The sequence below is a fragment of the Ramlibacter sp. bp-362 genome (assembly GCF_054956735.1).
In genome coordinates this window covers 119267-137167 of record NZ_JBUDXE010000004.1, presented here as the reverse complement: position 1 = coordinate 137167, position 17901 = coordinate 119267, and the positions used below count along the sequence as shown (strand labels likewise).

General features: G+C 68.7%; 20 protein-coding genes. 12 read left to right on the top strand and 8 right to left on the bottom strand.

What is annotated here, in order from left to right:
• Nucleotides 1–7: 7 nt before the first annotated feature.
• Nucleotides 8–646, bottom strand: coding sequence for a 3-oxoacid CoA-transferase subunit B (locus ACY0MJ_RS06865; protein ID WP_462637601.1), 639 nt, complete (start codon nucleotides 644–646; stop codon nucleotides 8–10).
• Nucleotides 647–656: 10 nt separating this feature from the next.
• Entirely contained in the window at nucleotides 657–1355 is a 699-nt protein-coding gene (locus ACY0MJ_RS06860) for a CoA transferase subunit A (RefSeq protein WP_462637600.1), read from the bottom strand.
• A gap of 105 nt (nucleotides 1356–1460) precedes the next feature.
• Between ACY0MJ_RS06860 and ACY0MJ_RS06855 the strand changes: the two genes are divergently transcribed.
• Nucleotides 1461–2006 (top strand): LuxR C-terminal-related transcriptional regulator, encoded by a 546-nt coding sequence (locus ACY0MJ_RS06855; RefSeq protein ID WP_462637599.1) that lies wholly within the window; start codon nucleotides 1461–1463, stop codon nucleotides 2004–2006.
• Between the two features lie 4 nt (nucleotides 2007–2010).
• Here ACY0MJ_RS06855 and ACY0MJ_RS06850 read toward each other — a convergent pair whose 3' ends face one another.
• Nucleotides 2011–2955, bottom strand: a complete 945-nt coding sequence (locus ACY0MJ_RS06850; RefSeq protein WP_462637598.1) for a lysozyme inhibitor LprI family protein — start codon at nucleotides 2953–2955, stop codon at nucleotides 2011–2013.
• A 96-nt stretch (nucleotides 2956–3051) separates the two neighbouring features.
• Complete coding sequence (locus tag ACY0MJ_RS06845) at nucleotides 3052–3432, bottom strand: carboxymuconolactone decarboxylase family protein (RefSeq protein ID WP_462637597.1); 381 nt, start codon at nucleotides 3430–3432, stop codon at nucleotides 3052–3054.
• A gap of 47 nt (nucleotides 3433–3479) precedes the next feature.
• Here ACY0MJ_RS06845 and ACY0MJ_RS06840 point away from each other — a divergent pair, with 47 nt between their 5' ends.
• A complete protein-coding gene (locus ACY0MJ_RS06840) occupies nucleotides 3480–4055 on the top strand; it encodes a peroxidase-related enzyme (protein WP_462637596.1) in 576 nt (191 codons plus the stop codon).
• Nucleotides 4056–4205: 150 nt separating this feature from the next.
• Here the strand turns inward: ACY0MJ_RS06840 and ACY0MJ_RS06835 are convergent, their stop codons facing one another.
• The gene (locus tag ACY0MJ_RS06835) at nucleotides 4206–4625 is read right to left on the bottom strand and encodes an acyl-CoA thioesterase (protein WP_462637594.1); all 420 of its coding nucleotides are present in this window, start codon (nucleotides 4623–4625) and stop codon (nucleotides 4206–4208) included.
• A 4-nt stretch (nucleotides 4626–4629) separates the two neighbouring features.
• Nucleotides 4630–5412 (bottom strand): SDR family oxidoreductase, encoded by a 783-nt coding sequence (locus tag ACY0MJ_RS06830; protein ID WP_462637593.1) that lies wholly within the window; start codon nucleotides 5410–5412, stop codon nucleotides 4630–4632.
• Nucleotides 5413–5534: 122 nt separating this feature from the next.
• Here ACY0MJ_RS06830 and ACY0MJ_RS06825 point away from each other — a divergent pair, with 122 nt between their 5' ends.
• The 10 genes from ACY0MJ_RS06825 to ACY0MJ_RS06780 all read left to right on the top strand — a co-directional run bounded on the left by ACY0MJ_RS06825 (nucleotide 5535) and on the right by ACY0MJ_RS06780 (nucleotide 16190).
• Nucleotides 5535–7214, top strand: coding sequence for an electron transfer flavoprotein-ubiquinone oxidoreductase (locus tag ACY0MJ_RS06825; protein WP_462637592.1), 1680 nt, complete (start codon nucleotides 5535–5537; stop codon nucleotides 7212–7214).
• Nucleotides 7215–7327: 113 nt separating this feature from the next.
• Nucleotides 7328–8299: a TRAP transporter substrate-binding protein gene (locus tag ACY0MJ_RS06820; protein WP_462637591.1), complete on the top strand. Its 972-nt coding sequence runs from the start codon at nucleotides 7328–7330 to the stop codon at nucleotides 8297–8299.
• Between the two features lie 98 nt (nucleotides 8300–8397).
• Nucleotides 8398–8892 carry a TRAP transporter small permease gene (locus tag ACY0MJ_RS06815; RefSeq protein WP_462637590.1) on the top strand — a complete coding sequence of 165 codons (495 nt, stop codon included), beginning with the start codon at nucleotides 8398–8400 and terminating at the stop codon, nucleotides 8890–8892.
• Nucleotides 8889–10166, top strand: a complete 1278-nt coding sequence (locus ACY0MJ_RS06810; RefSeq protein ID WP_462637589.1) for a TRAP transporter large permease — start codon at nucleotides 8889–8891, stop codon at nucleotides 10164–10166. Before ACY0MJ_RS06815 ends, ACY0MJ_RS06810 begins: the two co-directional genes overlap by 4 nt.
• A 170-nt stretch (nucleotides 10167–10336) precedes the next feature.
• Nucleotides 10337–11467 (top strand): glycine cleavage system aminomethyltransferase GcvT, encoded by a 1131-nt coding sequence (gene gcvT / locus ACY0MJ_RS06805; protein ID WP_462637588.1) that lies wholly within the window; start codon nucleotides 10337–10339, stop codon nucleotides 11465–11467.
• Nucleotides 11468–11491: 24 nt separating this feature from the next.
• Nucleotides 11492–11869, top strand: a complete 378-nt coding sequence (gcvH, locus tag ACY0MJ_RS06800) for a glycine cleavage system protein GcvH (RefSeq protein WP_462637587.1) — start codon at nucleotides 11492–11494, stop codon at nucleotides 11867–11869.
• 7 nt (nucleotides 11870–11876) lie between these two features.
• Nucleotides 11877–14762, top strand: coding sequence for an aminomethyl-transferring glycine dehydrogenase (gene gcvP / locus ACY0MJ_RS06795; RefSeq protein ID WP_462637586.1), 2886 nt, complete (start codon nucleotides 11877–11879; stop codon nucleotides 14760–14762).
• Between the two features lie 75 nt (nucleotides 14763–14837).
• Nucleotides 14838–15275, top strand: coding sequence for an Hsp20/alpha crystallin family protein (locus ACY0MJ_RS06790; RefSeq protein ID WP_462637585.1), 438 nt, complete (start codon nucleotides 14838–14840; stop codon nucleotides 15273–15275).
• Between the two features lie 11 nt (nucleotides 15276–15286).
• The gene (locus ACY0MJ_RS06785) at nucleotides 15287–15700 is read left to right on the top strand and encodes an Hsp20/alpha crystallin family protein (protein WP_462637584.1); all 414 of its coding nucleotides are present in this window, start codon (nucleotides 15287–15289) and stop codon (nucleotides 15698–15700) included.
• 97 nt (nucleotides 15701–15797) lie between these two features.
• Nucleotides 15798–16190, top strand: coding sequence for a response regulator (locus ACY0MJ_RS06780; protein ID WP_462637583.1), 393 nt, complete (start codon nucleotides 15798–15800; stop codon nucleotides 16188–16190).
• Nucleotides 16191–16226: 36 nt separating this feature from the next.
• On the opposite strand, the gene ACY0MJ_RS06775 is transcribed toward ACY0MJ_RS06780, so the two are convergent.
• Entirely contained in the window at nucleotides 16227–16877 is a 651-nt protein-coding gene (locus ACY0MJ_RS06775; protein ID WP_462637582.1) for a DsbA family oxidoreductase, read from the bottom strand.
• 13 nt (nucleotides 16878–16890) lie between these two features.
• Nucleotides 16891–17898, bottom strand: a complete 1008-nt coding sequence (locus tag ACY0MJ_RS06770) for an SDR family oxidoreductase (protein WP_462637581.1) — start codon at nucleotides 17896–17898, stop codon at nucleotides 16891–16893.
• Between the last annotated feature and the right edge of the window lie 3 nt (nucleotides 17899–17901).

The window sequence follows — 17901 nt, the reverse complement described above, 5'->3', positions numbered from 1 at the left end:
GAAGCCATCATGAAAGCAGCTTCACGCCGGTCTTCGATTGCACGAAGTCCAGCGTGACGCCGGGTGCGAGTTCGACCACCTTCAGGCCCTTGGGCGTGACGTCCAGCACCGCCAGGTCCGTGATGATCCGGTCGACCACGCCCACGCCCGTGAGCGGCAGCGTGCACTCGGGCAGGATCTTCAGGTCCTCGGTGCCGTCCTTCTTCTTCGCCACGTGCTCCATCAGCACGATCACGCGCGGCACGCCGGCGACGAGGTCCATGGCGCCGCCCATGCCCTTGACCATCTTGCCGGGGATCATCCAGTTGGCGAGGTCGCCCTTCTCGCTGACCTGCATGGCCCCCAGGATGGACAGGTTGATCTTGCCGCCGCGGATCATCGCGAAGCTGTCGTGGCTGCCGAAGATGGCCGAGCCCTTGATCGTGGTCACGGTCTGCTTGCCGGCGTTGATCAGGTCGGCGTCGACCTCGTCGTCGGTCGGGAAGGGGCCGATGCCCAGCATGCCGTTCTCCGACTGCAGCCAGACTTCCTTGTCGCCGGTGAAGTTGGCCACCAGCGTCGGGATCCCGATGCCGAGGTTCACGTAGAAGCCGTCCTGCAGTTCCTGCGCCGCGCGCGCGGCCATCTGGTCTTGGGTCCAGGGCATGTTGTTCTCCTTACGCGGGCCGGGTGGTGCGCTTCTCGATGCGCTTCTCGGGACTCGGGTTGTGCACGATCCGGTGCACGTAGATCCCCGGCAGGTGGATGTCGTCGGGGGCGAGCTCGCCCACTTCCACGATCTTCTCCACTTCGACGATGCAGACCTTGCCCGCCATGGCGGCGGCCGGGTTGAAGTTGCGCGCCGTGAGGCGGAAGCGCAGGTTGCCGCTCTTGTCGGCCACGTGGGCCTTCACCAGCGAGACGTCGGGCACCAGCGAACGCTCCATCACGTAGGTCTGGCCGTCGAACTCGCGCAGCTCCTTGCCTTCGGCGACGATGGTGCCGACGCCCGTCTTGGTGAAGAAGGCCGGGATGCCGGCGCCGCCGGCGCGCAGCTTCTCGGCCAGAGTGCCCTGGGGCGTGAACTCCAGCTCCAGCTCCTTGGCGAGGTACTGGCGCTCGAACTCCTTGTTCTCGCCGACGTAGGAGGAAATCATCTTCCGGATCTGCCGCGTCTGCAGCAGCTTGCCCAGGCCGAAGTCGTCGACGCCGGCGTTGTTGGAGATGACGGTGAGGTCCTTCGCGCCGCTGGCCTGCACCGCGTCGATCAGGGCTTCGGGGATGCCGCAGAGGCCGAAGCCCCCGACGGCGAGCAGCTGGCCGCTGCGCACGACGCCGGCGATGGCCGCCTTCGCATCGGGATAGATCTTGTTCACTGCGCTCTCCTGCTGGAACGGGGACGCCGGCCCGCGAAGGGGGCCCGCACTCGGCGCTACGATACTACCTAGGATGTTACGTAGTACTTCGTAGAGGATGACCCGATGGACGTCGATTACCGGCTCGCCTTCGAGCTGGCGCCCGTGGGCCTGTGCGTCTCGCGCAACCGGGCGATCGTGGACTGCAACCAGCAACTGTGCGACATGTTCGGCTGGTCGCGCGAGCTGCTGGTGGGCCAGTCCTTCCTGGTGCTGTACCCGAGCGCCGAGGAATACGAGCGCCTGGGCCGGCGCATGGTCCCGATCCTGAACGCGAAAGGCCACTACGCCGACGACCGCATCATGAAGCGCGCCAGCGGCGAGGTCTTCTGGTGCCACGTGACGGGACGCGCGCTGAACCGCGCGCTGCCGCACGCCTCGGGCATCTGGGCCTTCGAGGACCTGAGCGCGCAGCGGCCAGTGAAGGCGGAGCTGACGGCGCGCGAGCGCGAGGTGGCCGCGCGGCTGCTGGATGGCCTCACCTCCAAGGAAATCGGCAAGACGCTGGCGATCAGCCACCGGACGGTGGAGATCTACCGGGCGCGGCTGATGCGGAAGTACCGGGCGAACACCACGGCGGACCTGGTGCACAAGCTGATGGCCGGGGCGTAGGCTCCTAGAACTCCTCGAGCAACTGCGCCCTGCGCTGCGCATACCACCGCCGCAGGCACCCCTCGTCACGGCACGCATCGCGCTGCGCGATCGCGCGCGCGTCGCGCTGGCGCATGCCGCCCGGGTCGCGGCTCACGGCGCTCGCCTGCGCGTGCAGGCGCTGCAGGTCGCGGTCGAGCTGCGAGAGGTCCGGGTCGCTGCGCACCAGCGCGCTCGCCGAGCCCATGGTGCGCGTGCTGCGCGGCTCGGCGCCGCTGTCCTCCAGCGGCTGCTCGGCACTGACCGTGGTGGCCCGCGCCGAAGGCCTCTGCCGCAAGGCCGCGCGCAACGTCTCGGGCTCGCGGACGGAGGCCAGGCGCTGCTCGGCGATGCGCGTCTTGGAAGCGTTCTTGCCGAGCGCCGCCGCATAGGCCTTGGCGCTTTCGGCGAACAGCGACGACGCGCGCTGCAGCAGCCCCTCGCGGGCGCTGTCCGTGCCCTCCTCGGCCGCCAGGATCACGTAGTGCTGGCCCATCTGCGACTTCACGTCGGCGACAGGCGCCGACTGCACGCCCGAGGACTGCTCGGCGGCATGGCAGGCGGCCATCAGGGCGATCTCGGCGTCACGCACGCGGCCCTGCTCGGCGACTTCCTTGGCCACGGCGAGGAAGGCATCCGGGTCGGCCTGCGCGGACGCCAGCGCCTGCGGCAGGAACTGGCCGTCGCCGTCGGTCTTCGCCACGGCCAGCGGCTGCGAGGGACAGCTGCTGGCCACGGCCGCCGTCGGCTGTGGCTGCGCGGGCGCGGCCAGCGGCAGCGCGGCCGGCTGCGGGGCCGTCGCGAACGTCCGCACCGGGGGCGCGGGCTGCTCGCGCGGGGCGAACCAGGTCATCCACGCGGCGAAGACGACCGCGCCGCCGGCGATCGCTCCCGCCGCGAACATCGTGGTGCTGCGCCATTCGCGGGTCATGGTTCACCATAGCTGCTGCCCCGCTTCCCCGCAGCACGTTGTGACAAAACGCTGCAGGCGTCACATCCCGAGACGCCAGCGCTGAGCCAGGAAGTGCTACTTGGCGTCGACCACTTCGGCGCCCGTGCGGAACGCGTCCAGCGCCGCCGGGAAGCCGCAGTAGACGCTCGCGTGCAGGAAGATCTCCTGCAGCTCCTCGGGCGTCACGCCGTTGTTCAGCGCGCCGCGCACGTGGATCTTCAGCTCGTGCATCTTGCCCGCGCCCACCAGCATGGCGACGGTGACGATGCTGCGCGTGCGCAGGTCCAGCCCCGGGCGCTGCCAGGTGTTGCCCCAGGCGTGCTTGGTCACGAGCTCCTGCAGCGGCTCGGTGAACGGCGTGAGCTTGGTGAGCGCGGCATCGACGTAGGCGTCGCCCAGCACCTTGCGGCGGGTGGCGAGTCCGGCTTGCGTTTCGGGGTCGTCCGACAGCGGCATGGCGTCTCCTTATGATGAGGGGCAACAGCATACGCGCAGGAGACGCCATGGACCGCTACCCGATGCCCGAACTGAAGGACCTGCCCGAGGACATGCGCCAGCGCATCCTCGAGGTGCAGGAAAAGAGCGGCTTCGTGCCGAACGTGTTCCTGGCGCTCGCGCGCCGGCCGGCGGAGTGGCGCGCCTTCTTCGCCTACCACGACGCCCTGATGCTCAAGGAGACCGGCTCGCTCACCAAGGGCGACCGCGAGATGATCGTCACCGCCACCAGCGCGGCCAACGAGTGCCTGTACTGCGTGGTGGCGCATGGCGCCATCCTGCGCATCTACGAGAAGAAGCCCCTGGTGGCCGACCAGGTGGCCGTGAACTACCGCAAGGCCGACATCACGCCGCGCCAGCGCGCGATGCTCGACTTCGCCATGAAGGTCTGCCTGCGCGCGCAGGAGATCGAGGACAGCGACTTCGAGGCGCTGCACGCCCACGGCTTCGACGACGAGGACGCCTGGGACATCGCCGCGATCACCGCCTTCTTCGGCCTGTCGAACCGGATGGCGAGCTTCTCGAACATGATGCCGAATCCGGAGTTCTATCTGATGGGGCGGGTGCCGCGGGAGAAAAAGTAGAAGACAGGACTACCGGACGCAGAGGTCGCAAAGGTTACGCAAAGGTCGCAAAAGGACAGCCAAAAAGGTTTCTTTTGCGACCTTTGCGTACTTTTGCGACCTTTGCGTACTTTTGCGACCTTTGCGTCCGGATGTCCGCTTCCGGTTTCCTTACGCGACCAACTCCCGGAACCACCCCGGCATCGGCACCGACTTCTGCTTCGGGAAGTCCACCCAGACCGTCGTCGCGCCGCCGGACGCGTAGACCACGCCGGGGTCGTCCACGCGTTCGATGGTCGCCCAGCTTTCGAAGCTGCTGCGGCCCGGGTCGCTGGCGTACATCTTCACGACGATGTCGCCCGGGTATTCGAGCTGCTTGTGGAAGTTGCAGAAGGCGTTGACGATCAGCGGGCCCACGCCCTGCGGGTTGACCGGGCAGCCGATCTTCACGAACCAGTCGATGCGCGCGACCTCCAGGTAGCGGAAGTACAGCGTGTTGTTGACGTGGCCCATGGCGTCCATGTCGCCCCAGCGGATGGGCATCTGCAGGGAGTGGACGAGCTTCTTGTTTTCGGGAAGTTCCAGTTTCATGCGTTCAAATGGCGAAGCCGTCGTCCGCGGCGATCACCGCCCCGTTGACGAAGTGGCTCTGGTCCGAGGCCAGCATCACGATCAGCGCGTCGAGGTCGCCGGGCTTGCCCAGGCGCTTGCGCGGCAGCATCTGCACCAGCTTCTGGCCCTGTTCCGTGTCCCAGTGGTGGTGGTTGATCTCGGTGTCGATGTAGCCGGGGCACAGCGCGTTCACGTTGATGCCGAAGCGGCCCCACTCCAGCGCCATGGCGCGCGTCATCTGCACGACGGCCGCCTTGCTGGTGGCGTAGACGCCGATCTGCGGCAGCGGCCGCAGCCCGGCCATCGAGGCGATGTTGATGATGCGCCCGCCGGTGTAGGTGCCCGGCGCCGCGCCCTTGGCGCGCGCCAGCATGCGCTTGCCGACTTCCTGGGCGACGAAGAAGGCGCCCTTGACGTTGGTGTCGAAGACGTAGTCGAAGTCCTCCTCCGTGACGTCCTGGATGCGCTGCGTGGTGCTGACGCCGGAGTTGTTGACCAGGATGTCGATGGAGCCGACCTCCGTCTCCGCGTGCGCCACGGCGGCGCGGATGCTCGCGAGGTCCGTCACGTCCAGGCCGACCACGTGCGCGTCGCCGCCCTCGCCCTCGATCTGCGCGCGCAGGTCCTTCAGCTTCTCGATGCGGCGCGCGGCCAGCACGACCGCGGCGCCGGAGCGCGCCAGCACGCGGGCGAACTGGGCGCCGAGGCCGCTGGATGCGCCCGTGACGAAGGCCACGCGCCCGGACAAGTCGATGCTGTATGCCACTGGATCCTCCCTGGAGTGCGAAGCGCGCGGCCGCTCGCCGCCGCGCGGCAGCCGCATAGAATGCGGCAGCCCCGCGGGCCGGCGCGCACGCGCGCGAGTGCAACCCATTATCGACGACACCCATGACGCAAGAAGAAATCCTGGCCCAGTACGGACCGCGCGAAGCGATGGAATACGACGTGGTGGTGGTCGGCGGCGGGCCGGCCGGCCTGGCCGCCGCGATCCGCCTGAAGCAGCTCGCCGCCGAGGAAGGCAAGGACGTCTCGGTGGTCGTGCTCGAGAAGGGCTCCGAGCCCGGCGCGCACATCCTCTCCGGCGCGATCGTGGACCCGCGCGCGCTCACCGAGCTGATCCCCGACTGGAAGGAGAAGGGCGCGCCGCTGAACGTGCCGGTCACGGAAGACATCTTCCTGTTCCTCGGCGAGAACGGCGCGAAGCGCGTCCCCAACTTCCTGCTGCCGCCCAACTTCGGCAACCACGGCAACTACATCGTGAGCCTCGCCAACGTGGTGCGCTGGATGGCGCAGCAGGCCGAGGCGCTGGGCGTGGAGATCTTCCCCGGCTTCCCGGCCGCCGAGGTCCTCTACAACGAGGATGGTTCGGTGAAGGGCGTGGCCACCGGCAACATGGGGGTGGGCAAGGACGGCGAGCCGACCGACAACTTCCAGCTCGGGATGGAGCTGCACGCCAAGTACACGATCTTCGCCGAGGGTTCGCGCGGCCACCTGGGCCGGCAGCTGATCGAGCGCTACAAGCTCGACGCCGGGCGGGACCCGCAGAGCTACAGCATCGGCGTCAAGGAAGTGTGGGAGATCGATCCTTCGCGCCACCAGCCCGGCCTCGCCCTGCACAGCGCCGGCTGGCCTCTGGACGAGATGACCTACGGCGGCTCCTTCCTGTACCACATGGAGAACAACCAGATCTCCATCGGCTTCGTCGTGGGCCTGGACTACGCCAACCCCTATCTCTCGCCCTTCGAGGAGTTCCAGCGCTTCAAGACGCACCCCAACATCCGCTGGTACTTCGAGGGCGGCACGGCCAAGCGCCTGGGCTACGGCGCCCGCGCGCTCACCGTGGGCGGCATCCTGTCGCTGCCGAAGACGGTGTTCCCCGGCGGCGCGCTGGTCGGCGACGACGCCGGATTCCTGAACGCCTCGCGCATCAAGGGCAGCCACGCCGCGATCAAGACCGGCATGCTGGCCGCCCGCGCCGCGTTCGACGCCGTCACGGCCGGCCGCCAGCACGACGAGCTCACGGCCTATCCGGAAGCGTTCGAGAAGTCCTGGCTGCACGAGGAACTGAACAAGGCGCGCAACTTCAAGCAGTGGTTCAAGAAGGGCCGCTCGGTCGCGACCTTCATGACGGGCATCGAGCAGTTCCTGCTGCGCGGGAACATCCCCTGGACGCTGCACCGCGACCGGCCCGACCACACCTACCTGAAGCCGGCGGCGCAGTGCAAGCCCATCGCCTACCCCAAGCCTGACGGCAAGCTGACCTTCGACCGGCTTTCCTCGGTGTTCATCTCCAACACCAACCACGAGGAAAACCAGCCGGCGCACCTGACGCTGAAGGACCCGACGGTCCCCGTGCGCATCAACCTGCACGAGTACGCCGGGCCTGAGGGGCGCTACTGCCCGGCGGCCGTCTACGAGTTCGTGAAGACCGAGGACGGCGGCGACCGCCTGCAGATCAACGCCCAGAACTGCGTGCACTGCAAGACCTGCGACATCAAGGACCCGACGCAGAACATCGTGTGGGTCACGCCGGAAGGCGGAGGCGGGCCGAATTACACGAACATGTGAGTGGATCCCGGGTCAAGCCCGGGATGACAAGGCAAGGCTATCCGGGGGAACCCTGAGCTCGACTTTGGCATGATGTCGCCCTGCCCTTTCGCACAACCCGCAGGAGTCCCTTCTTGAAGTACACCAAGCTCTTCGCCATGCTGGCCGCCGGCCTGCTCGCCACCTCGCTGGCTTCCGCCCAGACGGTGATGAAGATCAGCATCTCGACGTCCCAGAACTCGCACCAGGGCGTCGCCATCGACACCTTCGCGAAGGAAGTCGCCGCGCGCACCAACGGCCGCTACAAGATCGAGACCTTCTACAACGGCGCGCTCGGCGGCGAGCGCGAGTCGATCGAGTCCGTGCAGCTGGGCACCCAGGCGCTGGCCTTCTCGTCCACCGGCCCGGTGCCGAACTTCGTGCCCGAGACCAAGATCCTCGACGTGCCCTTCCTGTTCCGCGACAAGGCGCACGCCCGCGCGGTGCTCGACGGCCCGATCGGCGACGAGCTGCTGAAGAAGTTCGAGTCCAAGGGCTTCAAGGCGCTGGCCTGGGCCGAGAACGGCTTCCGCCACATGACCAACAGCAAGCGGGACGTGAAGCTGCCCGCCGACCTGAAGGGCCTGAAGATGCGCACCATGGAGAACCCGGTGCACATCACGGCCTACAAGGCCTTCGGCATCATCACCACGCCCATGGCCTTCCCGGAAGTGTTCACCGCCCTGCAGCAGGGCACGGTGGACGGCCAGGAGAACCCGCTGTCGGTGATCATCTCCGCCAAGTTCGACCAGGTGCAGAAGCACCTGTCGCTGACGGGCCACGTGTACTCGCCCTGCATCTTCGTGATGAACAAGGCGATGTTCGACAAGCTGTCGCCCGCCGACCAGAAGGCCTTCATCGAGGCCGCCAAGGAAGGCACCAAGGCCAACCGCGCCCGCGTGGACGAGGACGACGCCAAGGGCGTGGCCGACCTGCGCGCCAAGGGCATGACCGTGATCGACAACGTCGACAAGGCCGCCTTCGTGAAGGCCCTGGCCCCGGTCAGCGCCGAATTCGAGAAGCAGTTCGGCAAGGCCAACCTGGACCGCATCCGCAACTACAAGTGACATGCCTCGCCGTGCCGCAGGCACGGCATGGCATGTCATCCCGGCGCAGGCCGGGATCCAAGGCCCGCACGTGCGGGCCTTTCCATTCCGAGGAAGACATGAGAGACACCTTCCTGCGCATCGAGCGCTTCACCAGCGGCCTGGCCATGGCCGGCGCCTGCCTGATGCTGGTCGTCGCCAGCTCGCTGGGCATGTTCCAGATCGTCACCCGCTTCGTGCTGGAGCAGCCGGCCGAGTGGAGCGAGATCCTGATCCGCCTGTCGCTGATCTGGATGGTGTTCCTGGGCATCCCCACGGCGTTCCGCCAGGGCGCGATGGTGAGCGTGGACGTGCTGTACCGGCTGGTGCCGGCCACGCCGCGCAGGGTGCTGGACTGGGTCGTGGCCGCCGCCTCGCTGCTGCTGATCGGCCTGATCCTCTGGTGGGGCTGGGACTACGCGGTGCGCGGCAAGGTGCAGTCCATGGCGGGGCTGGAATCGATCTCGATGTTCTGGGGCTACCTGGCCCTGCCGGTGGGTGCCCTCTTCTGCATCCTCGGCATCGTCGGCAACCTGCTGGATCCCCAGCGCAACGAACTGGAGACCGCGCAATGACCAGCGCCATGCTCGCGACCATGGTGCTGTGCTTCGCGCTCAGCGTCTCCGTCGCCGTATCCATCGGGCTGTCGGCCATCCTGGGCATCCAGGTGACCGGCGCCCACATGCTCATCTCCGTCAAGGAGATGTTCAACTCGATCAACAAGTTTCCGCTGGCGGCCATCCCCTTCTTCATCCTGGCCGGCAACCTGATGGAAACGGGCGGCATCTCGCGCCGCCTCGTCGAATTCGCCAAGAGCATCGTCGGCGGCATCCAGGGCGGCCTGCCCATGACCTGCGTGCTGACCTGCCTGATCTTCGCCGCCGTGTCCGGCTCCTCGGTCGCCACGACCTTCGCGATCGGCGCGATCCTGATCCCGGCGCTGATCAAGCACGGCTACCCCACCAGCTACGCCGCGGCCCTGCAGGCCACCAGCGCGGAGCTGGGCGTGATCATTCCGCCCTCCATCCCGCTGATCCTCTACGGCGTGAGCGCCGAGGTCTCGATCGGCGAGCTGTTCATCGCCGGCTTCGGCCCGGGCGTCCTGATCGGCGGCTCGCTCATGTTCTTCGTGTGGGCCTGGTGCAAGTGGAAGGGCTGGGGCAAGAACGACGGGGAGGGCCGGCTGCCCTTCGGCCGCGCGCTGCTGCAGGCCGGCTGGGCGCTGCTGATGCCGGTGATCATCCTGGGCGGCATCTACGGCGGCATCTTCACGCCGACCGAGGCCTCCGCCGTCGCGGTGTTCTACGCCCTGGTCGTGGGCGTCTTCATCTACCGCGAGCTGGACGTGCGCGACCTGTACGCCGTGCTGCGCAAGTCGGTGATCTCCTCGGCGGTGATCATGTTCATCATCGCCAACGCGGGCCTGTTCGCCTTCCTGATCACGCGCGCCGGCGTGCCGGAGGCCATCGGCCACTGGCTGGAGGCCGTGCTCAAGAGTCCCGGCATGTTCCTGCTGGGGGTGAACGCGGCGCTCTTCATCATCGGCATGTTCATCGAGACCAGCGCCGCGATCATCGTGCTGGGACCGATCCTGGCGCCGGTGGCGCAGCACTTCGGCATCGACCCGGTGCACTTCGGCCTGATCATGGTGGTGAACCTGGCGCTGGGCATGATCACGCCGCCCTTCGGCGTGAACCTGTTCGCGGCCTGCACGGTGGCGAAGATCTCCCTGGACCGCATCATCGGCCAGCTGATCCCCTTCGTGCTGGTGATCCTGGCCTGCCTGATGGTGATCACCTACGTGCCTTCCCTGTCGCTCACCTTCCGGGACCTCGTGTACGCGAAGTGACCGCAGCGTCCCCGTAGGCTGGCGGTGAGCGCAGCGAACCCCAGCGCTTCGCGCTTCGCTGGGGTTCGCGCTGCGCGCTCACCGCCAGCCTACGGACGAGCAGTTGCCGGCCCCGCGCACGGCCCCGCCCATCGTGTGTACGATGGCCCTTCGCGCACCGTGGAGCACCTGTGTCCGCCCCTGCAGAAGAGCTACAGAAGACACCCCTGCATGCCCTGCACCTCGAACTGGGTGCGCGGATGGTTCCCTTTGCCGGCTATTCCATGCCGGTGCAGTACCCCGCGGGCCTGATCGCCGAGCACAGGCACACCCGCGCGGCCGCGGGCCTGTTCGACGTGTCCCACATGGGCCAGCTGACGCTGGCCGGCCCGCAGGCCGCCGCCGCCTTCGAGACGCTCATGCCCGTGGACGTGATCGACCTCGCGCCCGGGCGGCAGCGCTACGGCCTGCTGCTCACCGACGAAGGCACGATCATCGACGACCTGATGTTCGCCAACCGCGGCACCGACCTGTTCGTCGTCGTCAACGGCGCCTGCAAGGTCGGCGACATCCAGCACATGCAGGAGCGCATCGGCAGCCAGTGCGAGCTGACGCCCCTGCCCGATCGCGGCCTGCTGGCCCTGCAGGGCCCGAAGGCCGTGGACGCGCTGGAGCGCGTGCTGCCCGGCGTGGGCAAGCTGGTGTTCATGACGGGCGCCACCTTCCGCTGGCAGGGCGCCGAGCTGTTCGTCACCCGCAGCGGCTACACCGGCGAGGACGGCTTCGAGATCTCGGTGCCCGGCGCGCACGCCGAGGCGCTGGCCCGCGCGCTGCTGGCGCAGCCCGAGGTGCAGCCGGTCGGCCTGGGCGCGCGCAACTCGCTGCGCCTGGAAGCGGGCCTGTGCCTGTACGGCAACGACATCGACACCACCACGACGCCGGTCGAGGCCGCGCTGAACTGGGCGATCCAGAAGGTGCGGCGCATCGGCGGCGAGCGCGCCGGCGGCTTCCCCGGCGCGGACAGGGTGCTGGCGCAGCTGGAGGGCGCCGAGCCCATCGCCCGCAAGCGCGTCGGCCTCATGGCCCTGGAGCGCATCCCGGTGCGCGAACACACCGAACTGCACGACACGCAGGGCCTGCGCGTCGGCGAGGTGACCAGCGGGCTGCTCGGCCCCACGGTCGAACGGCCCATCGCGATGGGCTATGTCCCGCCGCAGCTGGCCCAGCCCGCCACCCGCCTGCAGGCCATGGTGCGGGGCAAGCCCGTGCCCATGGCCGTGAGCCCCACGCCCTTCGTTCCCAACCGTTACTACCGCGGCTGAAGCCCGCCCAGGAAGGAGAGACCCATGACCGTCAAGTACACGCCCGAGCACGAGTGGATCCAGCTCGAGGACCATGAGGCCGCCGTCGTCGGGATCACCCTGCATGCGCAGGACGCGCTCGGCGACGTCGTCTTCGTGGACCTGCCGGAGGTGGGCAAGACCTACGCCCGGGGCGAGGTCGCGGGCGTCGTCGAATCGGTCAAGGCCGCGGCCGACGTGTTCATGCCGATCTCGGGCGAGGTGACGGAGGTCAACGAGGACCTGCGGGCCGACCCGTCCATCGCCAACAAGGACCCGATGGGCACCGGCTGGTTCTTCAAGATCCTGATCAAGGACATGAGCGAATTCGACGTGCTGATGGACGAACCGGAGTACGCGAAGTTCGTCAAGGCCAACGCCTGACCCGACGATGCCAGCCGTGCGGCCCCTCGCGGAACTGGAAGACACCAAGGAATTCATCCCGCGCCACGTCGGCGTGACGGAGGCCGACGAGCGCCACATGCTCTCGGTGATCGGCGAGGCTTCGCGCCGCTCGCTGGTGGAGAGCATCGTCCCGCGTTCGATCGCGCGCGGCGAGCCGATGCGCCTGCCGCCGCCGGCCACGGAAGCCGCGGCGCTGGCGGAACTGCGCGCGATCGCGCGGCGCAACCAGGTGTTCCGCAGCTTCATCGGCCAGGGCTACTACGGCACCTTCACCCCCGCCGTGATCCTGCGCAACGTGCTGGAGAACCCGGCCTGGTACACGGCCTACACGCCCTACCAGGCCGAGATCAGCCAGGGCCGCATGGAGGCGCTGGTCAACTTCCAGACCATGGTGTGCGACCTCACGGCCATGCCCATCGCCAATGCCTCCATGCTGGACGAGGCCACGGCGGCGGCCGAGGCGATGGCGCTCGCGAAGCGCAGCGTGAAGAGCAAGAGCAACACCTTCGTCGTCGCCGGCGACTGCCACCCGCAGACCATCGAGGTGGTGCAGACGCGCGCGGCGCCGCTGGGCATCGAGGTCGTGCTGGCGAATTCCGCCGACGAATGGGCGCAGCGGCTCCAGGGCGACTACTTCGCCGTGCTGGTGCAATATCCGTCCACCAGCGGCAGCCTGCACGACCTCCGCGCCGACGCGCAGCAGGTGCACGGCAAGCAGGCGGCGTTCATCGTCGCCGCCGACCTGCTGGCGCTGACGCTGCTGCTGCCGCCCGGCGAGTTCGGCGCCGACATCGTGGTCGGCACGACGCAGCGCTTCGGCGTGCCCATGGGCGCGGGCGGCCCGCATGCGGCCTACCTCGCCTGCCGCGACGAATTCAAGCGCTCCATGCCGGGCCGTCTGGTCGGCGTCAGCGTGGACGTGCATGGCAAGCCCGCCTACCGGCTCGCCCTGCAGACCCGCGAGCAGCACATCCGGCGGGAGAAGGCGACATCGAATATCTGCACGGCGCAGGTGCTGCCGGCGGTGGTCGCCAGCATGTACGCCGTCTACCACGGCCCGCAAGGCCTGCGCCGCATCGCGCAGCGCGTGGCGAGCTACGCCGCGATCCTGGCCAGGGGGCTCGAGCAGCTCGGGTACAAGCCGCACAAGCCGGCGTTCTTCGACACGGTGGCCCTGCGCACGGGCGAGGCCACCGACGCGCTGATCGCCAAGGGCCATGCCCTGCGCTGCAACCTGCGCAAGGACTGGGACGAATACATCACCATCGCGCTCGACGAGACGACCACGCGCGAGGACCTGCGCCTGCTGTGGAGCATCTTCGCGAAGCCGGGGCAGGCGCTGCCGGACTTCGCGGCCTTCGAGCAGGGCGTGGAGCCGGCGATCCCGCCGGAACTGCGCCGCACCAGCGACTTCCTGACGCACCCGGTCTTCAACACGCACCACAGCGAGACCGGCATGCTGCGGTATCTCCGCAGCCTCTCCGACAAGGATCTCGCGCTGGACCGCACCATGATCCCGCTGGGCAGCTGCACGATGAAGCTGAACGCGACCAGCGAGATGATCCCCATCACCTGGCCCGAGTTCGCGCACGTGCACCCCTTCGCGCCGCGCGACCAGCTGCAGGGCTACGCCGAGCTCGACGCCCAGCTGCGCGCCTGGCTTTGCCAAGCGACCGGCTATGCCGACATCAGCCTGCAGCCCAACGCCGGCTCCCAGGGGGAGTACGCGGGACTGCTGGCGATCCGCGCCTGGCATGCGAGCCGGGGCGAGTCGCACCGCAACGTGTGCCTGATCCCCTCCTCCGCCCACGGCACCAACCCGGCCAGCGCGCAGATGGCCGGCATGCAGGTGGTGGTGACGGCCTGCGACGACAACGGCAACGTGGACCTGGCGGACCTGCGGGCGAAGTGCGAGCAGCACAGCGCCAACCTCGCCTGCATCATGATCACCTATCCCAGCACGCACGGCGTGTTCGAGAAGCAGGTGAAGGAGCTGTGCGAGCTGGTGCACGGTCATGGCGGCCGCGTGTACGTGGACGGCGCCAACATGAATGCCCTGGTCGGCCTGGCCGCGCCCGGCGCCTTCGGCGGCGACGTGAGCCACCTGAACCTGCACAAGACCTTCTGCATCCCGCACGGCGGCGGCGGGCCCGGCGTCGGGCCGGTCTGCGTGGTCGAGGACCTCGTCCCCTTCCTGCCCGGGCACCGCACCGGCGGCCTGCCGGAGCATCCGGTGGGCGCGGTGTCGGCGGCGCCGCTCGGCAACGCCTCGGTGCTTCCCATCAGCTGGATGTACTGCCGCATGATGGGCGCCGAGGGCCTGCAGCGCGCCACCGAGGCGGCGATCCTCAGTGCCAACTACATCAGCGTGCGGCTGCGCGAGCACTACCCCACGCTCTACGCGAGCGAGAACGGGCACGTCGCGCACGAGTGCATCCTGGACCTGCGGCCGCTGAAGGAGACGAGCGGCGTCACCGCGGAGGACGTCGCCAAGCGCCTGATGGACTACGGCTTCCACGCGCCCACGCTGTCCTTCCCCGTGCCCGGCACGCTGATGGTGGAGCCCACCGAGAGCGAGACGCTGGACGAGATCGACCGCTTCATCGAGGCGATGGTCGCCATCCGCGAGGAGATCCGGCGCATCGAGCGCGGCGAATGGCCCCAGGACGACAACCCGCTGAAGAACGCGCCGCACACGGCGGCGGCGCTGGTGCAGGCCGAGTGGCCGCATCCCTATCCGCGCGAGGTGGGCGCGGCGCTGCTGCACGAGCGCCGGCACATGAAGTACTGGCCGCCCGTGGGCCGCGTGGACAACGTCTACGGCGACCGCAACCTGTTCTGCAGCTGCGTGCCGGTGTCGGCGTACGAGTAGGCGCCCGGCCTCCCCTTGAAAAGCGCGGCGGGCGAACCCAATTCCGGTTCCCCGTACGCTGGAAAAGGAGAAGCCATGAGTCCCCTGTTCCTTTCGTCCGCGGACCTGTTCGCGGACCTCAACCGCATGCAGACGCTGATGGACCAGCTGTTTCCGGGCCGCAGCGCCAGCATCCGTTCCCAGGCCGCCGGTTTCCCGGTGCTGAACGTGGGCACGACGCCCACCTCGATCGAAGTGCAGGCGCTCGCGCCCGGGCTCGACCCGTCCAGGCTGGAGATCACGGTCGACCGCGGCCTGCTGATCATCGCGGGCGAGCGCCCCAGCGAGCTGCCGCAGGACGAGCGCACCAGCGTCTACGCGCGGGAGCGCTTCTCGGGCAAGTTCCGGCGCGTGGTGAGCCTGCCCGAGGACGCCGATCCCGCTGCCGTCCAGGCCAGCTACCGCGACGGCCTGCTGCGCGTGAGCGTCAACAAGCGGGCGTCGTCCCTGCCCCGCCGCATCGAAGTGAACTGAAGGAGCACGCCATGAACAACGCTGTCCAGACGATCCCTTCCGACACCGACCGCGCCCAGCCCGCGGCGCAGCAGCAGGAGCAGCAGAAGCAGCAGCCCTTCGTCGTGCCGCCGGTCGACATCTTCGAGGACGAGCACGCGATCACGCTGCTGGCCGACCTGCCCGGCGTGCAGCGCGACCAGCTGCACCTGCGCGTCGACGGCGACACCCTGCTGCTCGAGGCCACGGCCCGGACGAGCGGGCCCGGCGACATGCAGCTGGTGTACGGCGAGGCGCAGTGCCCCAACTACCGGCGCCAGTTCACCCTGAGCCGCGAACTCGACACGCAGCGCGTGGAAGCGCAGTTGCGCGACGGCGTGCTGCGCCTGACCATCCCGAAGGCCGAGGACGCCCGCCCGCGCCGCATCCAGGTGCAGGTGGGCTGACGCGCAACACCCGGGGGCCGCGCGCGTCGCGTGCGGAGGCCCTTGGGTGCACAATGCTTCCCGCGGCGGCGCACCGCGCCGCGCGAGGAGGAGCTGTTTGGCGCTGAAGGCATTCCTGGTGGAAGACCAGCCTGCGGTCCGGGACAGCCTGCTGGAAGCGCTATCGGAAATCGCCGGGATCGCGCCGGCCGGTTGGGCCGCAACCGAGAAGCAGGCGGTGGCCTGGCTGCGCGATGCCGCCAACGACTGGGACATCGCCATCGTGGACCTCGTGCTCGAGCCGGGCGGCGGCAGCGGCTTCGGCGTCCTGCAGGCGCTGCGCGACCGCGATCCCCTGCGCAAGATCGTCGTGCTCACCGGCACCGCGAACCCGCAGGTGCGCCGCCACTGCGAGGCCATGGGCGCCGACGGCGTGTTCGACAAGGCAATGGAGACCGAGGCGATGCTCGATTACTGCGTCAAGCTCGCCCGGGCGGCCGGGGGGCACTGATCGCGGCTGGTGGGGTTCGCTGCGCTCACCGCCACCCTACGCTTCCGACGCGATCTGCCGCAAGGCCTGCTCGAACACCTCGGGCGGCTGTCCGCCCTGGATCAGGTGGCGGTTGTTGACGATGACCGAAGGCACGGCGTGGATGCCCAGCTGCTGGAAGTGGCGCTCGCGTTCGCGCACTTCGTCGGCATAGCGGTCGCTCGCCAGCACGGCCTCGGCCTGCGCGCGGTCCAGGCCGACCGAAGCGGCAGCGTCCGCCAGGGCGGCGTGGTCGGCCGGGCTGCGGCCCTCACCGTGGTAGGCCTTCAGCAAGGCCATCTTCAGCGCCCGCTGCTTGTCGGCGCCCTGCTCGCCGGCCCAGGTGAGCAGGCGGTGCGCGTCGAAGGTGTTCCACACGCGCCCGCGCCCTTCCTTGCGGAATTCGAAGCCCACAGCCGCGCCCCGTTGCGCGATGCCGGCGCGCGATTGCGCCTGCTGCTCGGGCGTGGAGCCGTACTTCTCGGTCAGGTGCTCCGTGACGTCCTGCCCCTCCGGCCCCATCTGCGGATTGAGCTCGAAGGGCTGGAAGGCGAGGTCGACGGCGACCTCGCCTTCCAGCTTGCGCAGCGCCTGCTCGAGGGAGGCCAGGCCGACGGCGCACCAGGGGCAGGCGACGTCGGAGACGAAGTCGATGTGGAGGGGTTTCATGCCCTCCATTCTGTCAACTCCCCACAGACCCTGTGACCGGCAGGACGATCCCCGTGATGTAGCTGGAGCAGACCGGCGACGCCAGGAACACGTAGGCCGGCGACAGCTCCTCCGGTTGGGCCGGGCGCTTGTAGTCGGTCTGCTTGCCGAACTCCACGATCTCCTTGGCGCTCTGGTCGGCCGGGTTCAGCGGCGTCCACACGGGCCCGGGGGCGACGGCGTTCACGCGGATGCCTTTGTCGATCAGGCTGGAGGCCAGCGACATCGTGAACGCGTGGATCGCGCCCTTGGTCGCCGAGTAGTCCAGCAGCTTGGCGCTGCCGCGCAGGCCCGTCACGGACCCGGTGTTGATGATGCAGGAGCCCTGCTTCAGGTGCGGCAGGGCGGCGCGCGCCATGCGCATGTAGCCCAGGATGTTGGTGGTGAAGGTCTCTTCCATGCGCTCGTCGGTGATGTCCGCGAGCGAATGCGCGTGCTCCTGGAAGGCCGCGTTGTTCACCAGGATGTCCAGCCCGTCGAACTGCGCGACGGTCTTTTCCACCGCCTGCTTGCAGAAGGCCGAGTCCTTCACGTCGCCGGCGATCAGCAGGCAGCGCCGGCCCTCCGCCTCGACGCAGCGCCTGGTCTCCTCCGCGTCCTCGTGCGAGGAGAGATAGACGATCGCGACGTCCGCGCCCTCGCGCGCGAAGAGCACGGACACAGCGCGGCCGATGCCGGAGTCGCCGCCGGTGATCAGCGCGACCATGCCCTTGAGCTTGCCGCTGCCGCGGTACTCGCGCGCCATGAACTGCGGCTTGAGCTCCATGTCCGCTTCCTGGCCCGGCTTGGGCAGGTGCTGGGCCGGCATGTCGCTCGGGTACTTCTGCGCGCTGGTCTGCGGCGGCTCCTTCTCCTTGCCGCCGCCGGAGCCCTCCTTCGGCTCCTTGCGGTCCTGTTCGCGCTGGATCTCGCGCTGCTTCTCGGCAGCGGCTTCGTTGCTGGAGCTGCGGGCGTTGTCCTTCGCAGCGGGTTTCTTGTCCATGAA

What these genes read in the sequence shown, in the direction of transcription:
- ACY0MJ_RS06850 (WP_462637598.1), bottom strand. Translation starts at nt 2,955, where the DNA reads ATGACCCGCGAATGGCGCAGCACCACGATGTTCGCGGCGGGAGCGATC.
- ACY0MJ_RS06770 (WP_462637581.1), bottom strand. Translation starts at nt 17,898, where the DNA reads ATGGACAAGAAACCCGCTGCGAAGGACAACGCCCGCAGCTCCAGCAAC.
- ACY0MJ_RS06810 (WP_462637589.1), top strand. Translation starts at nt 8,889, where the DNA reads ATGACCAGCGCCATGCTCGCGACCATGGTGCTGTGCTTCGCGCTCAGC.
- ACY0MJ_RS06775 (WP_462637582.1), bottom strand. Translation starts at nt 16,877, where the DNA reads ATGAAACCCCTCCACATCGACTTCGTCTCCGACGTCGCCTGCCCCTGG.
- ACY0MJ_RS06825 (WP_462637592.1), top strand. Translation starts at nt 5,535, where the DNA reads ATGACGCAAGAAGAAATCCTGGCCCAGTACGGACCGCGCGAAGCGATG.
- ACY0MJ_RS06790 (WP_462637585.1), top strand. Translation starts at nt 14,838, where the DNA reads ATGAGTCCCCTGTTCCTTTCGTCCGCGGACCTGTTCGCGGACCTCAAC.
- ACY0MJ_RS06855 (WP_462637599.1), top strand. Translation starts at nt 1,461, where the DNA reads ATGGACGTCGATTACCGGCTCGCCTTCGAGCTGGCGCCCGTGGGCCTG.
- gcvP (WP_462637586.1), top strand. Translation starts at nt 11,877, where the DNA reads ATGCCAGCCGTGCGGCCCCTCGCGGAACTGGAAGACACCAAGGAATTC.
- ACY0MJ_RS06840 (WP_462637596.1), top strand. Translation starts at nt 3,480, where the DNA reads ATGGACCGCTACCCGATGCCCGAACTGAAGGACCTGCCCGAGGACATG.
- ACY0MJ_RS06785 (WP_462637584.1), top strand. Translation starts at nt 15,287, where the DNA reads ATGAACAACGCTGTCCAGACGATCCCTTCCGACACCGACCGCGCCCAG.
- gcvH (WP_462637587.1), top strand. Translation starts at nt 11,492, where the DNA reads ATGACCGTCAAGTACACGCCCGAGCACGAGTGGATCCAGCTCGAGGAC.
- ACY0MJ_RS06845 (WP_462637597.1), bottom strand. Translation starts at nt 3,432, where the DNA reads ATGCCGCTGTCGGACGACCCCGAAACGCAAGCCGGACTCGCCACCCGC.
- ACY0MJ_RS06815 (WP_462637590.1), top strand. Translation starts at nt 8,398, where the DNA reads ATGAGAGACACCTTCCTGCGCATCGAGCGCTTCACCAGCGGCCTGGCC.
- ACY0MJ_RS06835 (WP_462637594.1), bottom strand. Translation starts at nt 4,625, where the DNA reads ATGAAACTGGAACTTCCCGAAAACAAGAAGCTCGTCCACTCCCTGCAG.
- ACY0MJ_RS06865 (WP_462637601.1), bottom strand. Translation starts at nt 646, where the DNA reads ATGCCCTGGACCCAAGACCAGATGGCCGCGCGCGCGGCGCAGGAACTG.